The organism is Streptomyces sp. NPDC054883 (assembly GCF_053610645.1).
In genome coordinates this window covers 1-18,257 of the sequence record NZ_JBSGYT010000082.1, presented here as the reverse complement: position 1 = coordinate 18,257, position 18,257 = coordinate 1, and the positions used below count along the sequence as shown (strand labels likewise).

The following is an 18,257-nucleotide window of genomic DNA, read 5'->3' as shown; positions in this document are numbered from 1 at the left end:
GCCGGCCACATCGTGGCCGGCGGCCCCTCCGGCAGTGCCGGGCCCGGAGCTTCCGGTGGTGTCAGGTCCGCGCCCGCGCCGTCGTCCGGCCGGTGGCCCGCGCCGTCGTCAGGCCCGCCGCTCCCGCGCCGCGGCCTTCGCCGCCTTCTCGGCGGCCTCCTCGGCCTCGTACTCGGCGATGACGTCGATCGGCGGCGGCGCCTTCGCCAGGAACACCCAGGTGAAGTACACGGCGAGCACCATGGGCGGCAGCTTCAGCGTGATCAGCACCCAGCCGAGCTGGGTCGCGTCCCCCCACCAGTACAGCGGGAAGAGGATCGCGTACTTGGCGAGGAAGATGATCCCCCATGCCAGGCTGGCCTTGGTGTAGGCCTTCTTGCGCCCGGGGTTGCGGGTGCGCCAGGACAGGTTCTCCTTGAAGACCGGCCCGAGGATGACGCCGAGCAGCGGGAAGCCGACCAGCGCCGACAGCGTGAAGGCCACCCCCAGCCCCGCCCCGTAGATCATGCCGGGCAGGTAGAAGCCCTTCGCGGTGCCGGTGAAGAGGGCGAACGCCACGCCCACGCCGACCCCGAACACGCCGCTGAAAGCGTGCTTCACGGTGTCCTTGCGCAGCAGCCGCACGATCACCAGCGCCACCGCGACGACGGCCGCCGCGATGGCGGACATCACCACGTTCTTGTTGATCGTGTAGATCATCACGAAGAGCAGGCCGGGGAGCATCGTCTCCACGGTTCCCCGGATGCCGCCGAAGGCGTCGAAGAGCGCGGCCTGCGTCGCGGCCTTCTGGTCGTCGGCGGGGTCCGGGGCGGGGGTGTTCGGTTTGTCGAGTGACGTCACCGGTTACTGCTCCTGTCCGAGCGGTCGGAGTTCGTACTTCGGATTGAAGAGGACCCGGCGCCCATGGCTCATCGCAATCCGCCCGGAGGCGATCATGCGCCGTCCGGGCTCGATTCCCACGATCGAGCGACGCCCGAGCCACACCACGTCCAGCGCGGCGGAGCCGTCGAACAGCTCCGCCTCCAGGGCGGGGACGCCGGCCCGCGGACGCAGGGTGACGGTCCGCAGAGTACCGGTCACCTTGACTATCTCGCGGTCGTAGGAGTCGCAGATCCGCGTGCATCCCGCGGCTTCTGCGTCCTCCTGCAGCTCCGCCGAATGCAGCTCCTCCTGGGAGGTGGAAAGACGCTCTATCATCCGGCGGAACCGGCCCGCCGGCCTGGCCGGTTTCGCGGGCTTCTCGGGACGCGGTTCAGCACTCATACAGGAAGCGTACCGGCGCGTCCGCTACCTCTCGAAGCGGTATCCCATGCCCGGTTCGGTGATGAAGTGCCGCGGGTGCGAGGGGTCCGCCTCCAGCTTGCGCCGCAGCTGCGCCATGTAGACCCGCAGGTAGTTGGTCTCGGTCCCGTAGGAGGGCCCCCAGACCTCCTGGAGGAGCTGCTTCTGGCTGACCAGTTTCCCGCCGTTGCGGACCAGGACCTCCAGCAGGTGCCACTCGGTGGGGGTCAGGCGTACGTCGCGTCCCTCGCGCACGGCCTTCTTGGCGGCGAGGTCGACCGTGAAACCGTCGGTCTCGACGACCACCTCGTCCTCCCCGGCGCCGGCGGGCGGTTCGGCCCGGCGGACGGCGGCGCGCAGCCGGGCCAGCAGTTCGTCCATGCCGAACGGCTTGGTGACGTAGTCGTCGGCGCCCGCGTCCAGGGCCTCGACCTTCTCGTCGGAGCTGTGCCGGGCGGAGAGCACCAGGATCGGCACCCGGGTCCAGCCGCGCAGTCCCCTGATCACCTCGACGCCGTCCATGTCGGGCAGGCCCAGGTCGAGGACGACGACGTCGGGATGGCGGGCGGCCGCGAGCTGCAGGGCCCCCGCGCCGTCGGCGGCGGCGTCGACCTCGTACTTTCGCGCCTTCAAATTGATCACGAGGGCCCGGACGATCTGCGGCTCGTCGTCCACCACGAGCACTCGGGTCATCGAGGGCCTGCTTTCTGTCGTACGGAGGGGACATCGAACGGATCAACAGATTGATCAATATGGCCGGGCTGCTCAACACGATCAATGTGGCCCGGGTCGGCGCCGGATGCGGTTCGCGGCGCGGCCGCCCGCAGGGTGAGCACCATCGTGAGCCCGCCTCCAGGCGTGTCCTCGGCCGTCAGACTGCCGCCCATGGCTTCCGCGAAGCCGCGGGCCACCGCGAGCCCGAGGCCCACCCCGGCCCCGCGCGGCGCGTCCCCGTGGCGCTGGAACGGGGCGAAGATCCGGTCCTTGGCCCCGTCCGGCACGCCCGGCCCGCGGTCCACCACCCGTACCTCGACCCGGTCGCCGAGGAAGCTCGCCGCGACCAGCACCGGCTGCCCCGAGGGGCTGTACTTGACGGCGTTCTCCACCACATTGGCCACGGACCGCTCCAGCAGCCCCGGGTCCACCGCCACCATCGGCAGCGTCTCCGGGACGTCCAGCACCACGCTGTCCTCGGGTACGCCGCCCAGCGCCATCGGCACCACCTCGTCGAGGTCGATCTCCCGGATCAGCGGGGTCACGGTGCCGGTCTGCAGCCGGGACATGTCCAGCAGGTTCCCCACGAGGTGGTCCAGCCGGTCGGCGCCGTCCTCGATCCCCGCCAGCAGCTCGGCCCGGTCCTCCGGCGACCACTCCACGTCCTCGGAGCGCAGCGAGGACACCGACGCCTTGATGGCGGCCAGCGGGGTGCGCAGGTCGTGGCTGACGGCGGCGAGCAGCGCGGTCCTGATCCGGTTGCCCTCGGCCATCCGGCGGGCCTCCTCGGCCTGCCCGACCAGCCGCTGCCGGTCCAGTACGACTGCCGCCTGGGCGGCGAAGGCGCCCAGCACCCGGCGGTCCGCGGCGGGCAGCACCCGCCCGGACAGGGCCAGCGCCATGTGGTCGCCGATCGGCATGTCCACGTCGGCGTCCTCGGGCCGGGCCACCGGGCTCGGCCCGACGCTGGCGGCCGGCTTCCAGGGTTCCACGTCGCCCGCGCGCTCCAGCAGCGCCACGGACTCCATGGCGAAGGTCTCCCGCACCCGCTCCAGCAGCGCGTCCAGGGTGGTCTCCCCGCGCAGCACGCTGCCCGCGAGGAAGGACAGGATCTCGGACTCGGCGCGCAGCCGGGCGGCCTGCTGGGTGCGCCGGGCGGCCGCGTCCACCACGGAGGCGACGGCCACCGCCACCCCGAAGAAGACCGCGATGGCGACGATGTTCTTGGGGTCGGAGATCGTGAAGCGGTGCAGCGGCGGCGCGAAGTAGTAGTTCAGCAGCAGCGAGCCGAAAGCCGCCGAGGCCAGGGCGGGCACGAGCCCGCCGAGCAGGGCCGCGGCCACCGTCAGCGCCAGGAACAGCAGCATCTCGTTGGCCAGGCCGGGGTCGCCGTTCACGTGCGTGAGCAGCACCGCGAGCAGGGCGGGGAACCCCACTCCGACCACCCAGCCCGCGACGGTCCGGGCCCTGCCGAGCCGGGCGGCCGAGCGGACCACGGGCAGCCCGCGCCCCTTGGCGACCTCGTCGTGGGTGACGATGTGCACGTCCAGGTCCGGCCCGGAGTCGCGGGCCACACTGGCACCCACGCCCGGTCCGAACACGTACTGCCAGGCCTTGCGGCGGCTGGAGCCGAGCACGATCTGGGTGGCGTTGACCCCGCGGGCGAACTCCAGCAGGGCCTCGGGGACGTTGTCCCCGATGACATGGTGAAACGTTCCGCCGAGGTCCTCCGCCAGCGTCCGCTGGACCGCCAGCTCCTTGGGCGAGGCCGAGGTCAGCCCGTCGCTGCGGGCGATGTACACGGCCAGCACCTCGCCGCCTGCGCCCTTCTCGGCGAGCCGGGCGGCGCGCCGGATCAGGGTCCGCCCCTCGGGGCCGCCGGTGAGCCCTACGACGATCCGCTCGCGGGCCTGCCAGGTGGAGCGGATGCCGTGCTCGCCCCGGTACTGCCGCAGGTACTCGTCGGCCCGGTCGGCCACCCACAGCAGGGCCAGCTCCCGCAGCGCCGTGAGGTTGCCGGGGCGGAAGTAGTTGGACAGGGCCGCGTCGACCTTGTCGGGCTTGTATATGTTCCCGTGGGCCATGCGGCGGCGCAGCGCCTGCGGCGACATGTCGACCAGCTCGATCTGCTCGGCCCGCCGCACCACCTCGTCCGGCACGGTCTCCCGCTGCCGCACCCCGGTGATGGACTCGACCACGTCCCCGAGGGACTCCAGGTGCTGGATGTTCACGGTCGACACGACGTCGATGCCGGCCCGGAGCAGCTCCTCGACGTCCTGCCAGCGCTTGGCGTTGCGCGAGCCGGGGACGTTCGTGTGCGCCAGTTCGTCCACCAGCGCCACCGTGGGCCGCCGGGCCAGGAGCGCGTCCACGTCCATCTCGGTGAAGACGGCGTCCCGGTAGGTGAGCTCGCGCCGCGGCACCCGTTCCAGGCCGTGGAGCATCACCTCGGTCCGCGGCCGGCCGTGGTGCTCGACGAAGCCGACGACGCAGTCCCCGCCCCGCTCGATCCGGCGGTGGCCCTCCGAGAGCATGGCGTACGTCTTGCCCACACCGGGCGCCGCGCCGAGGTATATCCGTAGCTTGCCGCGTCCCATGCGCCCATTCTCAGGGACGTCCCCGCACTTCACCGACCGATGTGCGGGGCGCCGCCGATCCCTTACGGATCCCTGACGCGGCCGCCGCTCCGCGGCCCGGAACGGCAGGTGGGCCGTACCCACGGGGGGTACGGCCCACCGGCCCAGAACACGTCGGGGGGTCAGCGCACTTCGGTGATCTCCGGGCCGCGCTCCAGCTGGCCCATGTCGCCGCCGAAGCGGGAGCCCTCCGCCTCGCCGGTCGCCTGCACGCCGTCCGGCACCATCTGGGCGTCGTTCGGGAGCTTGAGGACGATCGGGTCGCGCGGCGCCATCGGGCCTTCGCCGCGCACGACGACGGTGTCCCGGAAGATCTGCTCCAGCACACCGCCCGCTTCGGGGCGCACCGCGGCCTGGCCGGAGATGACGCCGCGCAGGAACCAGCGCGGGCCGTCGACGCCGACGAACCGCACCAGCTGGGCGCCGGTCTGCCCGTCGGGCAGCGGTACGGGCACCTGTGCGCGCAGCTCCCAGCCCAGGGGGCCCTCGACCTCGTCGATGATGCCGCCCTGCTGGGTGATGCCGGTGGCGATCTCGTCGCGGACCTCGCCCCAGATGCCTTCCTTCTTGGGCGCCGCGAAGGCCTGCAGCTGCACTGCGCTGTCGCCGAGGACCACGGTTGCGGCGACGATCGCGTCACCCGCGACCTCGACGCGCAGTTCCATGCCCTCGACACCGGGTACGAGGATGCCGCCCAGGTCGACCCGGCCGTCTTCCGGCTTGCCGGGCACTTCGGAGACGTCCCAGGGGCCGTCGGGCCGGGGCGCCGGCGGCAGGTTCACTCGGCGGGGCGTGGCGTCGTCGAGCTGGTCGGCGTCGTTCTGCTCGTCGCCGTGCCCGTTCTCGACGACCTGCTCGGCCGCGCCGCCGTCCTTGACGGAGTCGTTCTTCTTGCGACGTCCGAACACGTCACTGTCCTTCCCGGTCGGTTACGACCGAAGCGTAGCCATTCCCACCCTGCTGACCAGCTCCGGATCCGGCCACGGCCGCATGACCGCCGGTGGAGCCGAAACCCCCCTCGGCCCGGGCCGAGCCGGGAAGTTCCGCCACCTCGTGGAAGCGCACCTTCTCGACCCGCTGGACAACCAGCTGGGCAATGCGGTCGAAACGCTCGAACCTGACGCTCTCGCGCGGGTCGAGATTGACCACGATCACCTTGATTTCCCCACGGTACCCGGCATCCACCGTCCCCGGGGCATTCACGAGCGCGAGCCCGCAGCGCGCGGCCAGACCGGAGCGGGGGTGCACGAAGGCGGCGTACCCGTCGGGCAGGGCGATGGAGACGCCGGTGGGCAGTACGGTCCGCTCGCCGGGCGCCAGCACGGCGGCCTCGGTGGTCACCAGGTCGCAGCCCGCGTCCCCGGGGTGGCCGTAGGAGGGCAGCGGCACCTCGGGGTCGACGCGGCGGATCAGCACGTCGACGGGCGCGTGGTTGTACTCAGACATCAGGGGTTCACCTCGAAGGCGCGCGAGCGCCTGACCTGGTCCGGGTCGGCCATTGCCGCCCGGATCTCCTCGGGCCGTCCGTTGTCGATGAAGTGGTCGACCTTCACCTCGATGAAGAGGGCGTCGGCGCGCACGGCGACGGGCCCTTGCGGGCCGCCTATTCGGCCGACCGCGGTGGAGTAGATCTTCCGCCCGGCGACGGCGGTGACCTCTGCCTCCAGGTGCAGCACGGTGCCCAGCGGAACCGGCCGGACGAAGTCGGTCTCCAGCCGCCCGGTCACCGCTATGACGCGCAGCAGCCAGTTCAGGGAGCCGAGCGTCTCGTCGAGCGCGGTGGCCAGTACACCGCCGTGCGCGAGACCGGGCGCGCCCTGGTGGGCGGGCTTGACGGTGAACTCGGCGGTGACCCGCACGCCCTCGCCGGCCCGGGCCGCCAGGTGGAGCCCGTGCGGCTGGCCCCCGCCACAGCCGAAGCAGTGCTCGTAGTGCGCGCCGAGGAGTTCGCCGGGGGCCGGTGCGTCGGGGTGCCGGACCGGCGCCGCGGCGTCGGCCGGGGGCGTCAACGCTGTGTTTCGTCCACTCACAGCCGCTGACCTTACCCGCGCGGCTACCCGCCGGTCGCCTCGTGGCAGGCTTGAGGGCATGCAGCTCTCCCCCGCGCACCACGACGAACGCCTGACCGCCCCCCGCTCCTGGTGGGCCGTCGCCGTACTGACCGGCCTGGCGTGCGCCCTGGTGATGCTCCCGCTGGGCACGCTGCCGCTGCTGGCCGGGCTGGTCGGCGGCACGGCGCTGGCCGGGATGCTGGTGAGTTCGTACGGCTCCGCGCGCGTGCGCGTGGTGAACGGCGCGCTGGCGGCGGGCGAGGCCCGGATCCCGGTGACGGCCCTGGGTGAGCCGGAGGTCCTGGGGGCCGAGGAGGCCGTGGCCTGGCGTACGTACAAGGCCGACACCCGCGCGTTCATGCTGCTGCGCAGCTACGTGCCGACGGCGGTCCGCGTCGAGGTCACCGACCCGGCGGACCCGACCCCGTACGTCTACGTCTCCACCCGCGAGCCCGAGGCGCTGGCGGCGGCGATCCGCTCGGCGCGGACGCGGCCACAGGCCGGCTAGCGGTGCTCTTCGGGATCCGGCCCCTCGATGGCGGCCCGCATGGCCTCGGGAAGGGGCCCTGAGGCCCGCTCCAGGGGCGGCATCCGGTGCAGGGCCTCCCAGGGCACGGCCCGGGCCCGCAGGTCCCTCTGTACCTTGTGGGCGACTTTCCGGGTGTCGCGCCGGTTCATGACGGCGCCGACGGCCGCGCCGACCATGAAGGGCATCAGGTTCGGGAGGTTGCGGAACATCCGCTTGGTGATCTGCTGGCGGAGCTCGCGCTTGAGCTGACCGCCCAGCGCCACGTCCAGCGTGGTCGGCTTGACCAGGTTCACCCCGCGCTCCTGGGTCCAGGAGGTGACGTAGGCGACGCTGCGGTCCTTGAGGTTGCCGGGGGGCCGCTGCCCGTAGACCTCGTGCAGTTCGGCGATCAGCTTCAGCTCGATCGCGGCGACCCCGGTGATCTCGGCGGCCAGCTCCGCCGGCATGGCGGGCGGTACGGGCAGCATCGCCGCCGCGCCGACACCGGCTCCTACGACCGACGTGGCGTGGGCGGCGCCGGCGATCAGCTTGTCGGCGAGCTGGTCGGGGTCGAGGCCCGGGAACTGCGCGCGCAGGGTCGCGAGGTCCCGAACCGGAACGCGCGGTGCGTTCTCGATGATGCGCTCGGCGATGTACAGGGCGACGGCCTTCGAGCCCGCGCCGCCCCTGCGCACACCGTTCTTGACGGCTTGCATCCCACGGGTCCGGGGCTTGCCGGATCCGTCGCCGGCCGCTGTGGCCGACGGCACCGCGGGGGCGGTGTCGCAGGACGCGGCGGGGCCGTCGGCGGCTGCGGGGCCCGTCTCCGGGCCCGTCTCCACCCACGTCTCCGCCGGATCACCAGACTTCCGGAAGCGGCGCTTCCGGAAGGGCGACGACCCTCTCACGGCCGAGGCCTCTCAGTCGCAGTCGCGACAGATCGGCTGGCCGTTCTTCTCCCGAGCCAGCTGGCTGCGGTGGTGCACCAGGAAGCAGCTCATGCAGGTGAACTCGTCGGCCTGCTTGGGCAGCACCCGTACGGCCAGCTCCTCGTTGGAGAGGTCCGCACCGGGAAGCTCCATGCCCTCCGCCGCGTCGAAGTCGTCCACGTCCACGTTCGAGTGGGACTTCTCGTTGCGTCGAGCCTTCAGCTCTTCGATGCTGTCGTTGTCTACGTCGTCGTCGGTCTTGCGCGGAGTGTCGTAGTCCGTTGCCATGGTTCGCTCTCCCCCTCTGGGATTTAGCGGTGTCTCAGCGCACGTAACGCGCGAGAGGCCGGACTTGTGCCCGACCTGAGGCGGAGATTTTGCCTCACATCAAGGTCTGTTACTCAATCGACACCCAGCCGGGCTCCCGAGGGAGCTTGTGGCTGGGATGACGACCGGGACCGTACACGGTCCGGAGGTCGCCTTGCACAAACGCCACCCCGTGTATTTCCCGCCATTCGGGGGGCCGGAAACCCGGACTTCCCGGGCTTTCCGGCCTCCCTGGGGTCACGGAACGCGCACGGCCGGACACTCGCTCGTGTGATCGATCACACAGCGATTTTCCAAGTGACGCCCTGCGAATTCAGCCAGGAGCGAACGGGCGCGGCTCCTGGTCACAGCGGCAGCGTGACACGCATCACGAGGCCACCGCCCTCGCGCGGGGTGGCCTGGATGCGGCCGCCGTGTGCGCGCGCCACCGAGCGCGCGATCGACAGTCCGAGCCCCACACCCTTGTCGCTGCCCGTTCGCTCCGTACGCAGCCGCCTGAACGGCTCGAAGAGGTTGTCCACCTCGTACGCGGGAACCACGGGACCCGTGTTCGATACGAGGAGCACCGCCTGGCCGTGCTGGACCTCGGTCGTGACCTCGACCCAGCCTTCTTCCGGCACGTTGTAGCGAACGGCGTTCTGCACCAGGTTGAGGGCGATCCGCTCCAGCAGCACGCCGTTGCCCTGGACCACCGCCGGCGACCGCTCGCCGCGGATCTCCACGCCCTTCGCCGCGGCCTCCGAGCGGGCCTGGTCGATGGCGCGCGAGGCGACCTCCGCCAGGTCCACGGGCTTGTGCTCGACGATCTGGTTCTCGCTGCGGGCCAGCAGCAGCAGGCCCTCGACCAGCTGCTCGCTGCGCTCGTTGGTGGCCAGGAGCGTCTTCCCGAGCTGCTGGAGCTCCACCGGGGCCCCGGGGTCGGAGAGGTGCACCTCCAGCAGTGTCCGGTTGATCGCCAGCGGTGTGCGCAGCTCGTGGGAGGCGTTCGCGACGAACCGCTGCTGGGCGGTGAAGGCCCGCTCCAGCCGGTCGAGCATCTCGTCGAAGGTGTCGGCCAGCTCCTTGAGCTCGTCGTCCGGGCCGTCCAGCTCGATCCGCCGGGTCAGGTCCGAACCGACCACCCGGCGGGCGGTACGTGTGATCTTGCCCAGCGGCGAGAGCACCCGGCCGGCCATCGCGTAGCCGAAGGCGAAGGCGATGATGCTCAGTCCCAGCAGGGCCATCAGCGACCGGCTCAGCAGGTCGTCCAGGGCGTGCCGGCGCTGGTCGAAGATGCACTGGCTGATCGCGGAGTAGAACTGGTCGAACGACATGTCGGCGCCCACGCCGGAGCAGGTCGTACTGGTGACCTCGATCTTCGTGCCGCCGACGATCTTGAAGGGCAGCGCGTTGCCCTCCCGCAGGGCCTGCGCCGCCAGGAGGTAGATGATCGACAGCAGCAGGATGCCCGCGATGAGGAACATGCCGCCGTAGAGCAGGGTGAGGCGTATGCGGATGGTCGGCCGCAGCCACGGGAAGGGACCCTCGGGCTGGCCGGGGTCCCAGGTCGGTTTCGGAGGTGCCGTCGGTGGCGCCGGAGTCGCTGCCATGGCCTCAGATCCGGTATCCGGAACCCGGCACGGTCACGATGACGGGCGGCTCACCGAGCTTGCGGCGCAAGGTCATGACCGTCACCCGCACCACGTTCGTGAACGGGTCGGTGTTCTCGTCCCAGGCCTTCTCCAGCAGCTGCTCGGCGGAGACGACGGTCCCCTCACTGCGCATGAGGACCTCCAGCACCGCGAACTCCTTCGGCGCCAGCTGCACCTCCCGGCCCTCCCGGAAGACCTCGCGCCGGTTCGGGTCCAGCTTGATCCCGGCTCGCTCCAGCACGGGCGGCAGGGCGACCGTCGTACGCCGTCCCAGGGCGCGCACGCGGGCGGTCAGCTCGGTGAAGGCGAACGGCTTGGGCAGGTAGTCGTCCGCCCCGAGCTCCAGCCCCTCGACCCGGTCGCTGACGTCCCCGGAGGCGGTCAGCATCAGCACGCGCGTGGGCATGCCGAGCTCCACGATCTTCCGGCAGACGTCGTCACCGTGCACGAGCGGGAGGTCCCGGTCGAGTACGACCACGTCGTAGTCGTTCACTCCGACGCGCTCCAGGGCCGCGGCGCCGTCGTACACGACGTCCACGGCCATGGCCTCCCGGCGCAGGCCGGTGGCCACCGCATCGGCGAGCAGCTGCTCGTCCTCGACGACGAGTACGCGCACGTCGTTTCCTTCCTTCGAGCCCAGAAGGGCACACGTGTATTGCGCCGCCCATCCTGCCCGTTTCGGCGGTAAACCGGCTGTAAGGCGCCGTGCCGCGGCGGCCGTGGCCGGTGCCGCGGGAACGGAGCTGAGGATTCGATGGGCTCACGAGGTTTCTGCGCCCAGGGTGCCGGGGAGGACGATGGAACACCCCATCCACTCCTGACGGCGGACTGCCACGGGCAGCACCGCCGCGACCCACGAAGAGGGGGCGCACCCACCATGGACGCATTCACCGCGGGTCTCCTGCAGCGCATCAGGGCCACGCAGTCGGACCTCAGCAAGGCCCGTGCGACGGGCGACGACTACCTCGCGGATGTGGAACAGGCGGAGCTGGAGGACCTCCAGCGCCTCGCGGCCGAACACGGCGTGCCCGTCACCGCCGCCTAGCCGAGATCCGCCCGCAGAACAGCTGCCCGACCGAAACCCCCACCGATACCTCATGCACCCGGTGCTTCTCGGACCCCGGTCGCCCTCAGGGCGGCCGGGGTCCGCTCGTGTGCGGCGGCCCGGGGTCAGTCGTGCCAGGCCCCGGCCTCCTCCAGCAGCGGCTGGAGCGAGGCGAACACCGCCGGGGTGGCGGCGAGCGCCAGCTCCCCCGAGGCCGGCTCGCCCGGCCGGCCGCCGGTCACGGCGCCGGCCTCCCGGGCGATGAGCGCGCCCGCGGCGAGGTCCCAGGGGTTCAGCCCCCGCTCGTAGTAGCCGTCCAGCCGCCCGGCGGCGACGTCGCAGAGGTCCAGGGCCGCCGACCCGGCGCGGCGGATGTCGCGCACCCTCGGCAGGATTCGCCGCACCACCTCGGCCTGGTGCTCCTTGCGGTCCTGGAGGTAGGCGAACCCGGTCGCCACCAGCGCCTGGTCCAGCGGAGCGGGTGCCCGGCAGCGCAGCCGGACGTCCCCCTCCCAGGCCCCTTCGCCGAGGACGGCGTGGTACGTCTCGCCGCGCATCGGCGCCGCCACCACGCCGACCACCGTCTCGCCGCGGTACTCGGCGGCGATCGAGACGCTCCAGCTGGGCAAGCCGTAGAGGTAGTTCACGGTGCCGTCCAGCGGGTCCACGACCCACCGCACGCCGCTCGTCCCGGTGCTCTGCGCCCCCTCCTCGCCCAGCAGTCCGTCCAGCGGACGGCGCTCGGCGAGGATGCCCGTGATCAGCTTCTCCGCCGCGATGTCCATCTCGGTCACCACGTCGATCGGGCTGGACTTGGTCGCCGCCACCGCCAGGTCCGCCGGCCGCCCGTCCCGCAGCAGCTCCCCGGCCCGCCGGGCGGCGTCCAGCCCCACGGCCAGCAGCTCCGCCTTCAGCTCGGCGGAAACCTGTCCGCCGGAGACCCCTTCGGCCGGGGCCTGTTCGTCGGAAACCATGCTCGTCCCACTCCCTACGCGTACGGACTGTCGACGCCCGCGGCCGCCGGCCGGGGTGCTCGCGCGGGACAGCAGCCCACCGCGCAGAGGTCGTGGCTGGGGCCGAGCAGCCCCAGCGCGCACCGCTCCACCGCTTCACCGCGTTCGGCGGCGGCCCGCTCCAGCACGAGGTCCCGTACCGCCGCCGCGAAACGCGGGTCGGCGCCCACCGTCGCCGAGCGGGCGACGGGCAGGCCCAGTTCGGCGGCCTTGGCTGTGGCCTCGGTGTCGAGGTCGTACAGGACCTCCATGTGGTCCGAGACGAAGCCGATCGGCACCATCACCACCGCCGGGGCGCCCGCTTCGTGCAGGGCCTCCAGGTGGTCGCAGATGTCGGGTTCCAGCCAGGGGATGTGCGGGGCGCCGCTGCGCGACTGGTAGACCAGCTCCCAGGGCAGTTCCGCGCCCGTCTCGGCGCGCACCGCCTCCGCGATCAGCCGGGCGACGTCCAGGTGCTGGCGGACGTACGCGCCTCCGTCGCCGTGTTCTTCGACGGGGCCGGAGGTGTCGGCGGCCGCGGTCGGGATGGAGTGGGTGGTGAAGGCCAGGTGGGCGCCGGCGCGCACGTCCTGCGGCAGGGCGGCCAGGGAGGCGAGTACGCCGTCCACCATCGGCCCCACGAAGCCCGGGTGGTTGAAGTAGTGCCGCAGCTTGTCCACCCTCGGCAGCTCGGCCACGCCCTCCCCGGCGAGGGTGGCGAGCGCGTCGGCGAGGTTCTCCCGGTACTGCCGGCAGCCCGAGTACGAGGCGTACGCGCTGGTGGCGAGCACCGCGATGCGGCGGCGGCCGTCGGCGGCCATCTCCCGGAGCACGTCGGTGAGGTAGGGCGCCCAGTTCCGGTTGCCCCAGTACACCGGCAGGTCCAGCCCGTGCTCGGCGAAGTCCTTGCGCAGAGCGTCCAGCAGCTCCCGGTTCTGGCCGTTGATGGGGCTGACGCCGCCGAAGCCGAAGTAGTGCTGCCCGACTTCCTTGAGCCGCTCGCGCGGGATGCCGCGCCCGCGCGTGACGTTCTCCAGGAACGGCACGACGTCTTCGGGGCCCTCGGGGCCGCCGAAGGAGAGCAGCAGCAGGGCGTCGTAGGGGCCGGCGTCGGGGGCGCGGAGCTGGTCAGACATGCGTCGAATCCTGCCACCAGGCGGGCCGCGGCGGGAACCGGACCCGACGGGCGGGACCGCGTGCCACAAAGGTAAGGTCACCCTTACTTGCAGTTCGTTCTCGCCATGCGGGTGCCTTGTCGGCGGTCGTAACCTGTAGAGGCCATTGACGTCCCTTACGGAGGGCCCGTGCCCAGTCCCTACCGCGCGATCTTCGCCGCCCCAGGCACCAAGGGGTTCAGCGCCGCCGGGCTCATCGGCCGCATGCCGCTCTCGATGGTGGGCGTCGGCATCCTGACCATGATCTCGGAGATCACCGGCCGCTACGGACTGGCGAGCGCGCTCACCGGGACCCTCGCCCTGTCCGCCGCGGCCGTCGGCCCCCAGGTCTCCAGGCTGGTCGACCGCTACGGACAGCGGCGGGTGCTGCGCCCCGCGACCCTCTTCGCCGTCGCGTCGGTGGCCGGCCTGCTGGTCGCCGCGGCGAACGGCTGGCCGGACTGGACGCTCTTCGTCTTCTCCGCCCTCGCGGGATGCGTGCCGAGCGTGGGCTCGATGGTCCGCGCCCGGTGGACGGCCATCTACCGGGACACCCCGAGTCTGCACACGGCGTACTCCTTCGAATCCGTGCTCGACGAGGTCTGCTTCATCTTCGGCCCCATCATCGCCATCTCCCTGTCCACGACCTGGTTCCCGGAGGCCGGGCCGCTGATAGCCGCCCTGTGCCTGCTGGTGGGCGTCTGGTGGCTGACGGCGCAGCGCGCCACCGAACCGGAACCGCACCCGCACCACGAGCACGGGGACCGGACCTCTGCTCTGCGCTCCCCCGGACTCCAGGTGCTGATGGGCACGTTCGTCGCGACCGGGGCGATCTTCGGCTCGATCGACGTGGCCACGCTCGCCTTCGCCGACGAGCGCGGCCACAAACCACTCGCGAGCGTGATCCTCGCCGTATGGGCCCTCGGCTCCTGCCTCGCCGGGATCGTCTTCGGCCTGCTGCACCTCAAAGGATCGGCCGAACGCCGATGGGTACTGGGCATCTGTGCGATGGCCGTGAGTATGATCCCCCTCCTACTGGCCGGGAACTTGCCGTTTCTGGCCGTGGCGCTCTTCGTCTCGGGCCTCGCCATCGCTCCCACGATGATCACCACGATGGCCCTGATCGAGGCGCACGTACCACGCGCGAAGCTGACCGAGGGCATGACCTGGATCAGCACCGGCCTCGCGGTCGGTGTCGCGGTCGGCTCCTCCGTGGCCGGCCTGGTCATCGACGCGGCCGGCGCCAAGAGCGGGTACGTCGTCTCCATATCGGCGGGGGTGGCCGCGGCGGCGGTGGCGTTCGCGGGTTACCGCCGGCTGACGAGGCCGGCGCAAGGGGAGGAGCCGGCTACCGATGGGGACGTCGACAGCAGGGCAGAACGGGCGGGCCGGGGCGGCGAAGACGCCGACCGCGTGGCGTAACTGGGCGGGCAACGTCAGCGCGACGCCCGCCCGCGTGGTGGCCCCGGCCTCGGTCGGGGAAGTCCAGGAGGCGGTCCGCCGGGCCGCCGAGGAGGGCTTGCGGGTGAAGGCGGTCGGCACCGGCCACTCCTTCACCGCGGCCGCCGCCACCGACGGGGTGCTCATCCGCCCCCAGGCGCTACGGGGCATCACATCGGTCGACCGGACCGCCGGCACCGTCACGGTGGCGGCGGGCACGGTGCTCAAGGACCTGAACGCGGCCCTGGCACAGGAGGGCCTGTCGCTCACCAACATGGGCGACATCATGGAGCAGACCGTCGCGGGCGCCACCAGCACCGGCACCCACGGCACCGGCCGCGACTCGGCCTCCATCGCCGCGCAGATCCGCGCCCTGGAGCTGGTCACCGCGGACGGCAGGCTACTGACGTGCTCGGAGAAGGAGAACCCCGAGGTCTTCGCGGCCGCCCGGCTCGGCATCGGGGCGCTCGGCATCGTCACCTCGGTGACCTTCGCCGTCGAACCGCTCTTCTTCCTGACCGCCCGTGAGGAGCCGATGGGCTTCGACCGGGTGACGGCCGAGTTCGACGAGCACGTCGCGGAGAACGAGCACTTCGAGTTCTACTGGTTCCCGCACACCGGCAACTGCAACACCAAGCGCAACAACCGCAGCCAGGGCCCGGCCGCCCCGCCCGGAGCGGTCAGCGCGTGGATCGAGGACGAGCTGCTGTCCAACGGCCTCTTCCAGGCGGTCAACTCGCTGGGCCGGGCCGTCCCGGCGGCCGTTCCCGGCATCGCCCGCATCGCCAGCCGCGCCCTGTCGGCGCGGACCTACACCGACATCCCGTACAAGGTGTTCACCAGCCCGCGCCGGGTGCGCTTCGTGGAGATGGAGTACGCGCTTCCGCGCGAGCACGTCGTCGGGGCCCTGCGGGAACTCAAGGCGATGGTCGACCGGTCCGCGCTGCGGATCAGCTTCCCCGTGGAGGTGCGGACGGCTCCGGCGGACGACATCACCCTGTCGACGGCCTCGGGCCGCGAGTCGGCGTACATCGCGGTGCACATGTACAAGGGCACTCCCTACCAGGCCTACTTCACGGCGGCCGAGCGGATCTTCACCGCACACCAGGGGCGGCCGCACTGGGGCAAGGTGCACACCCGGGACGCCGAGTACCTCGCCGGGGTCTACCCGCGCTTCGGCGAGTTCACCGCCCTGCGGGACCGGCTGGACCCGGACCGGCTGTTCGGCAACGACTACCTGCGGCGGGTCCTGGGCGCCTGACGGCGGTTCAGGAGGAGCTGGGTGTCGGGGTTGGGGTCGGTGTCGGGGTCGGCGTGGGTTCCGGGTCCGGCTTCGGCGGGCTCGGGGTGGGCGTCGGCGTTCCGTCCGGTGGGCCCGAGGGAGCCGGGTCGGGGGACGGGTGCTGTCCGCCCGGGGAGTGCGCGGGGCCCGGGGTGGCCGCGCCGCCCTCCCCCTTGCCGGCCCCGCCCCCCGGCGGGTCCGGCTGCCGGTGGTCGGCGGCCGTGCGCGTGCCGCCGGACAGCAGGGTGCCGCCGCCGTCGCTGATCGAGGTGCCGGCCGCGGCCTCGTAGGCGCCGAGCCCGCCGATGGCTATGGCGAAGGCGGCCCCCGAGGCCACCGCCGTGCGCTTCCAGCCCCGTACTCGGGTGCCGTGAACGGTGGCCTCGCCGTACTTCCCCTCCGCCGGGGGCCCGGACCGCCGGGGGCTCAGGCCGGCGCCGTCGCGCCGCAGTCGGTCGCCGGTACGGCGGAACGCGTGCTGGATGACGGGGCCGCCGGCGGTGGCCACCACGCTCACGACACCGGCGCCCAGGATGGTCCCGTACACGCCCAGCTTCGAGGCGAGCAGCGCCGCCGCGACGGTGGCGAGGCAGGAGCCGGCGACCTGAGCGATGCTCAGGTCGAGCTTCTTCTTCTCCGGTGCGGTGTCGTCCTGTGCCATGCCGTGCGTGTCCTGCCTCTCGCGCTTCTCCTCTTCCGGCAGTTAGAGACACCCGGACGAAACGGATAGTTCCGCTTCTGTGGGTTCTGTGAAGCAAGACACCCGAAAACGGACCGTGCCGCAGGTCGGCCAGCCGACGGGCCCGTTTCCGGGCAGGCCAACTCCCGCCGCCCGGGGAAACTTCGGCGGCGCGGCGGTCCACCCAGGTGGCCCGAATGGAGTACTGTGGCGAGCCCTGGGGCCGTCCTTCCTTTCGGATGTCCGGACCCGGGAGAGGGGGCCGACGATGGAGATACGGCACTCAAGACCGGCGATGCCGCGGTGTTGCACGGGTTTCCGATGCGCACAGTAATCGTTCGGTCACTGTGCGTGCCCAACGGGTAACCGTGCCATAACGGCGATCAAGGGCGCATGCCCGACACGCCGGTTTAACTCGGCAAGGTTGTGGCAGGCTGCACCCGGGCAGGCCACACTCGACTAGCGGAAGCAGCGACGCACGTGACGTCGGCAGGCACCACCCGGGAGGTCCCCATGCCCGAACTGCGTGTCGTGGCCGTCTCCAATGACGGCACACGACTGGTGCTCAAAGCTGCCGACAGCACGGAGTACACGCTTCCGATCGACGAGCGTCTGCGGGCTGCCGTGCGCAACGACCGCGCGCGCCTGAACCAGATCGAGATCGAGGTGGAGAGCCACCTCCGCCCCCGCGACATCCAGGCCCGCATACGGGCCGGCGCCTCCGCTGAGGAGGTCGCTCAACTCGCGGGCATCCCCGTGGACCGCGTGCGCCGCTTCGAGGGACCCGTCCTCGCGGAGCGGGCGTTCATGGCCGAGCGGGCCCGCAAGACGCCGGTGCGCCGCCCCGGCGAGAACACGGGGCCGCAGCTCGGCGAGGCGGTACAGGAGCGGCTGACGCTGCGCGGGGCCGACAAGGAGTCCGTGCAGTGGGACTCGTGGCGCCGCGACGACGGGACGTGGGAGGTCCTGCTCGTCTACCGGGTCGCCGGCGAACCGCACTCCGCCAGCTGGACTTACGACCCGCCGCGCCGGCTGGTCGTTGCCGTGGACGACGAAGCCCGCTCCCTGATCGGCGAGTCCGACGACCTGCCGGCGACGCCGGAGCCGAGTTTCCCCTTCGTGCCCAGGATCGCGCGGCTGCCGCGGGACCGGCCGCTGGACCGCGCGCTCGACCGGCAGATGGAGCGGCCCGCCGCGCCGGCGCCGGAGCCGGAGGAGGAACGGGACACGCTGACCAGCCTGCTGGAGGCGGTGCCGAGCTTCCGGGGCGACATGGTGGTCCCGGAACGCCCCGACGCCCCGGCGGAGGAGCCGGAGGCGGAGGAGCCCCCGGCCGCCTCGGCGGGCGCCGGCACCGCGTACGCCGACGTCCTGATGCCCCGTACGGTGGCGGGCCACCGCGACCGCCTCACCGGTACCACGGACCGCCAGGCGGAGGCCGACGGCGTCCGCCCGGGCCGCCGCGCGGCGGTCCCCAGCTGGGACGAGATCGTCTTCGGCACCCGCCGCAAGAAACAGGAGTAACCGGACCCTGGCGGCACCCGGGGCAAGGCCTCTCCGGCGTTTGAGGCGTGGGGCCCCCGGACGG

At 72.2% G+C, this 18,257-nt stretch carries 19 protein-coding genes; 5 read left to right on the top strand and 14 right to left on the bottom strand.

The genetic code is table 11. The annotated features are described in order from the left end of the window. Positions 1 to 108: 108 nt before the first annotated feature. The 7 genes from ACWGH1_RS34245 to ACWGH1_RS34215 form a co-directional block, all read right to left on the bottom strand. Positions 109 to 840 (bottom strand): DUF3159 domain-containing protein, encoded by a 732-nt coding sequence (locus ACWGH1_RS34245; RefSeq protein ID WP_453357587.1) that lies wholly within the window; start codon positions 838 to 840, stop codon positions 109 to 111. 3 nt (positions 841 to 843) lie between these two features. Next, positions 844 to 1,263 carry an OB-fold nucleic acid binding domain-containing protein gene (locus ACWGH1_RS34240; RefSeq protein WP_190186167.1) on the bottom strand — a complete coding sequence of 140 codons (420 nt, stop codon included), beginning with the start codon at positions 1,261 to 1,263 and terminating at the stop codon, positions 844 to 846. Between the two features lie 24 nt (positions 1,264 to 1,287). Beyond that, positions 1,288 to 1,974 (bottom strand): response regulator, encoded by a 687-nt coding sequence (locus ACWGH1_RS34235; protein WP_453409322.1) that lies wholly within the window; start codon positions 1,972 to 1,974, stop codon positions 1,288 to 1,290. Further along, positions 1,971 to 4,592 carry a DUF4118 domain-containing protein gene (locus ACWGH1_RS34230; RefSeq protein WP_453357162.1) on the bottom strand — a complete coding sequence of 874 codons (2,622 nt, stop codon included), beginning with the start codon at positions 4,590 to 4,592 and terminating at the stop codon, positions 1,971 to 1,973. Before ACWGH1_RS34230 ends, ACWGH1_RS34235 begins: the two co-directional genes overlap by 4 nt. Positions 4,593 to 4,753: 161 nt before the next feature. Further along, positions 4,754 to 5,539, bottom strand: coding sequence for a DUF3710 domain-containing protein (locus ACWGH1_RS34225; RefSeq protein WP_453409321.1), 786 nt, complete (start codon positions 5,537 to 5,539; stop codon positions 4,754 to 4,756). A 1-nt stretch (position 5,540) separates the two neighbouring features. Beyond that, complete coding sequence (gene dut, locus ACWGH1_RS34220; RefSeq protein WP_453356982.1) at positions 5,541 to 6,077, bottom strand: dUTP diphosphatase; 537 nt, start codon at positions 6,075 to 6,077, stop codon at positions 5,541 to 5,543. Continuing rightward, positions 6,077 to 6,661 carry a PaaI family thioesterase gene (locus ACWGH1_RS34215; RefSeq protein ID WP_453356981.1) on the bottom strand — a complete coding sequence of 195 codons (585 nt, stop codon included), beginning with the start codon at positions 6,659 to 6,661 and terminating at the stop codon, positions 6,077 to 6,079. Before ACWGH1_RS34215 ends, dut begins: the two co-directional genes overlap by 1 nt. A gap of 58 nt (positions 6,662 to 6,719) precedes the next feature. Between ACWGH1_RS34215 and ACWGH1_RS34210 the strand changes: the two genes are divergently transcribed. Continuing rightward, the gene (locus tag ACWGH1_RS34210) at positions 6,720 to 7,190 is read left to right on the top strand and encodes a DUF3093 domain-containing protein (protein ID WP_453356980.1); all 471 of its coding nucleotides are present in this window, start codon (positions 6,720 to 6,722) and stop codon (positions 7,188 to 7,190) included. Here ACWGH1_RS34210 and ACWGH1_RS34205 read toward each other — a convergent pair. The 4 genes from ACWGH1_RS34205 to ACWGH1_RS34190 form a co-directional block, all read right to left on the bottom strand. Beyond that, positions 7,187 to 8,098 carry a hypothetical protein gene (locus ACWGH1_RS34205; protein WP_453409320.1) on the bottom strand — a complete coding sequence of 304 codons (912 nt, stop codon included), beginning with the start codon at positions 8,096 to 8,098 and terminating at the stop codon, positions 7,187 to 7,189. The two genes, ACWGH1_RS34210 and ACWGH1_RS34205, sit on opposite strands and share 4 nt — an antisense overlap. 12 nt (positions 8,099 to 8,110) lie before the next feature. Next, positions 8,111 to 8,407 carry a DUF4193 domain-containing protein gene (locus tag ACWGH1_RS34200; RefSeq protein ID WP_136212598.1) on the bottom strand — a complete coding sequence of 99 codons (297 nt, stop codon included), beginning with the start codon at positions 8,405 to 8,407 and terminating at the stop codon, positions 8,111 to 8,113. A 383-nt stretch (positions 8,408 to 8,790) separates the two neighbouring features. Beyond that, entirely contained in the window at positions 8,791 to 10,035 is a 1,245-nt protein-coding gene (locus ACWGH1_RS34195; RefSeq protein WP_453354531.1) for a sensor histidine kinase, read from the bottom strand. A gap of 4 nt (positions 10,036 to 10,039) precedes the next feature. Continuing rightward, complete coding sequence (locus tag ACWGH1_RS34190) at positions 10,040 to 10,693, bottom strand: response regulator transcription factor (RefSeq protein WP_030036265.1); 654 nt, start codon at positions 10,691 to 10,693, stop codon at positions 10,040 to 10,042. A gap of 261 nt (positions 10,694 to 10,954) precedes the next feature. Here ACWGH1_RS34190 and ACWGH1_RS34185 point away from each other — a divergent pair, with 261 nt between their 5' ends. Next, complete coding sequence (locus ACWGH1_RS34185) at positions 10,955 to 11,122, top strand: hypothetical protein (protein ID WP_329198996.1); 168 nt, start codon at positions 10,955 to 10,957, stop codon at positions 11,120 to 11,122. 125 nt (positions 11,123 to 11,247) lie between these two features. Here ACWGH1_RS34185 and ACWGH1_RS34180 read toward each other — a convergent pair whose 3' ends face one another. Then, entirely contained in the window at positions 11,248 to 12,096 is an 849-nt protein-coding gene (locus tag ACWGH1_RS34180; RefSeq protein ID WP_453354532.1) for an inositol monophosphatase family protein, read from the bottom strand. A gap of 14 nt (positions 12,097 to 12,110) precedes the next feature. Then, complete coding sequence (locus ACWGH1_RS34175; RefSeq protein ID WP_453354533.1) at positions 12,111 to 13,250, bottom strand: ferrochelatase; 1,140 nt, start codon at positions 13,248 to 13,250, stop codon at positions 12,111 to 12,113. 168 nt (positions 13,251 to 13,418) lie between these two features. Here ACWGH1_RS34175 and ACWGH1_RS34170 point away from each other — a divergent pair, with 168 nt between their 5' ends. Continuing rightward, positions 13,419 to 14,690, top strand: a complete 1,272-nt coding sequence (locus ACWGH1_RS34170; RefSeq protein WP_453354534.1) for an MFS transporter — start codon at positions 13,419 to 13,421, stop codon at positions 14,688 to 14,690. After that, positions 14,623 to 15,969 carry a D-arabinono-1,4-lactone oxidase gene (locus tag ACWGH1_RS34165; RefSeq protein WP_453354535.1) on the top strand — a complete coding sequence of 449 codons (1,347 nt, stop codon included), beginning with the start codon at positions 14,623 to 14,625 and terminating at the stop codon, positions 15,967 to 15,969. The genes ACWGH1_RS34170 and ACWGH1_RS34165 overlap by 68 nt, the downstream gene beginning before the upstream one ends. 7 nt (positions 15,970 to 15,976) lie before the next feature. Here ACWGH1_RS34165 and ACWGH1_RS34160 read toward each other — a convergent pair whose 3' ends face one another. Beyond that, positions 15,977 to 16,651 carry a hypothetical protein gene (locus ACWGH1_RS34160; protein ID WP_453409319.1) on the bottom strand — a complete coding sequence of 225 codons (675 nt, stop codon included), beginning with the start codon at positions 16,649 to 16,651 and terminating at the stop codon, positions 15,977 to 15,979. Positions 16,652 to 17,182: 531 nt separating this feature from the next. Here ACWGH1_RS34160 and sepH point away from each other — a divergent pair. Continuing rightward, entirely contained in the window at positions 17,183 to 18,193 is a 1,011-nt protein-coding gene (gene sepH / locus ACWGH1_RS34155; protein ID WP_453409318.1) for a septation protein SepH, read from the top strand. The last annotated feature ends 64 nt before the right edge of the window (positions 18,194 to 18,257 follow it).

Excerpts from the sequence above, each read along its gene's own strand:
- ACWGH1_RS34240 (WP_190186167.1), bottom strand. The coding sequence starts at position 1,263 with ATGAGTGCTGAACCGCGTCCCGAGAAGCCCGCGAAACCGGCCAGGCCG.
- ACWGH1_RS34235 (WP_453409322.1), bottom strand. The coding sequence starts at position 1,974 with ATGACCCGAGTGCTCGTGGTGGACGACGAGCCGCAGATCGTCCGGGCC.
- ACWGH1_RS34230 (WP_453357162.1), bottom strand. The coding sequence starts at position 4,592 with ATGGGACGCGGCAAGCTACGGATATACCTCGGCGCGGCGCCCGGTGTG.
- dut (WP_453356982.1), bottom strand. The coding sequence starts at position 6,077 with ATGTCTGAGTACAACCACGCGCCCGTCGACGTGCTGATCCGCCGCGTC.
- ACWGH1_RS34210 (WP_453356980.1), top strand. The coding sequence starts at position 6,720 with ATGCAGCTCTCCCCCGCGCACCACGACGAACGCCTGACCGCCCCCCGC.
- ACWGH1_RS34200 (WP_136212598.1), bottom strand. The coding sequence starts at position 8,407 with ATGGCAACGGACTACGACACTCCGCGCAAGACCGACGACGACGTAGAC.
- ACWGH1_RS34195 (WP_453354531.1), bottom strand. The coding sequence starts at position 10,035 with ATGGCAGCGACTCCGGCGCCACCGACGGCACCTCCGAAACCGACCTGG.
- ACWGH1_RS34185 (WP_329198996.1), top strand. The coding sequence starts at position 10,955 with ATGGACGCATTCACCGCGGGTCTCCTGCAGCGCATCAGGGCCACGCAG.
- ACWGH1_RS34180 (WP_453354532.1), bottom strand. The coding sequence starts at position 12,096 with ATGGTTTCCGACGAACAGGCCCCGGCCGAAGGGGTCTCCGGCGGACAG.
- ACWGH1_RS34175 (WP_453354533.1), bottom strand. The coding sequence starts at position 13,250 with ATGTCTGACCAGCTCCGCGCCCCCGACGCCGGCCCCTACGACGCCCTG.
- ACWGH1_RS34165 (WP_453354535.1), top strand. The coding sequence starts at position 14,623 with ATGGGGACGTCGACAGCAGGGCAGAACGGGCGGGCCGGGGCGGCGAAG.
- ACWGH1_RS34160 (WP_453409319.1), bottom strand. The coding sequence starts at position 16,651 with ATGGCACAGGACGACACCGCACCGGAGAAGAAGAAGCTCGACCTGAGC.
- sepH (WP_453409318.1), top strand. The coding sequence starts at position 17,183 with ATGCCCGAACTGCGTGTCGTGGCCGTCTCCAATGACGGCACACGACTG.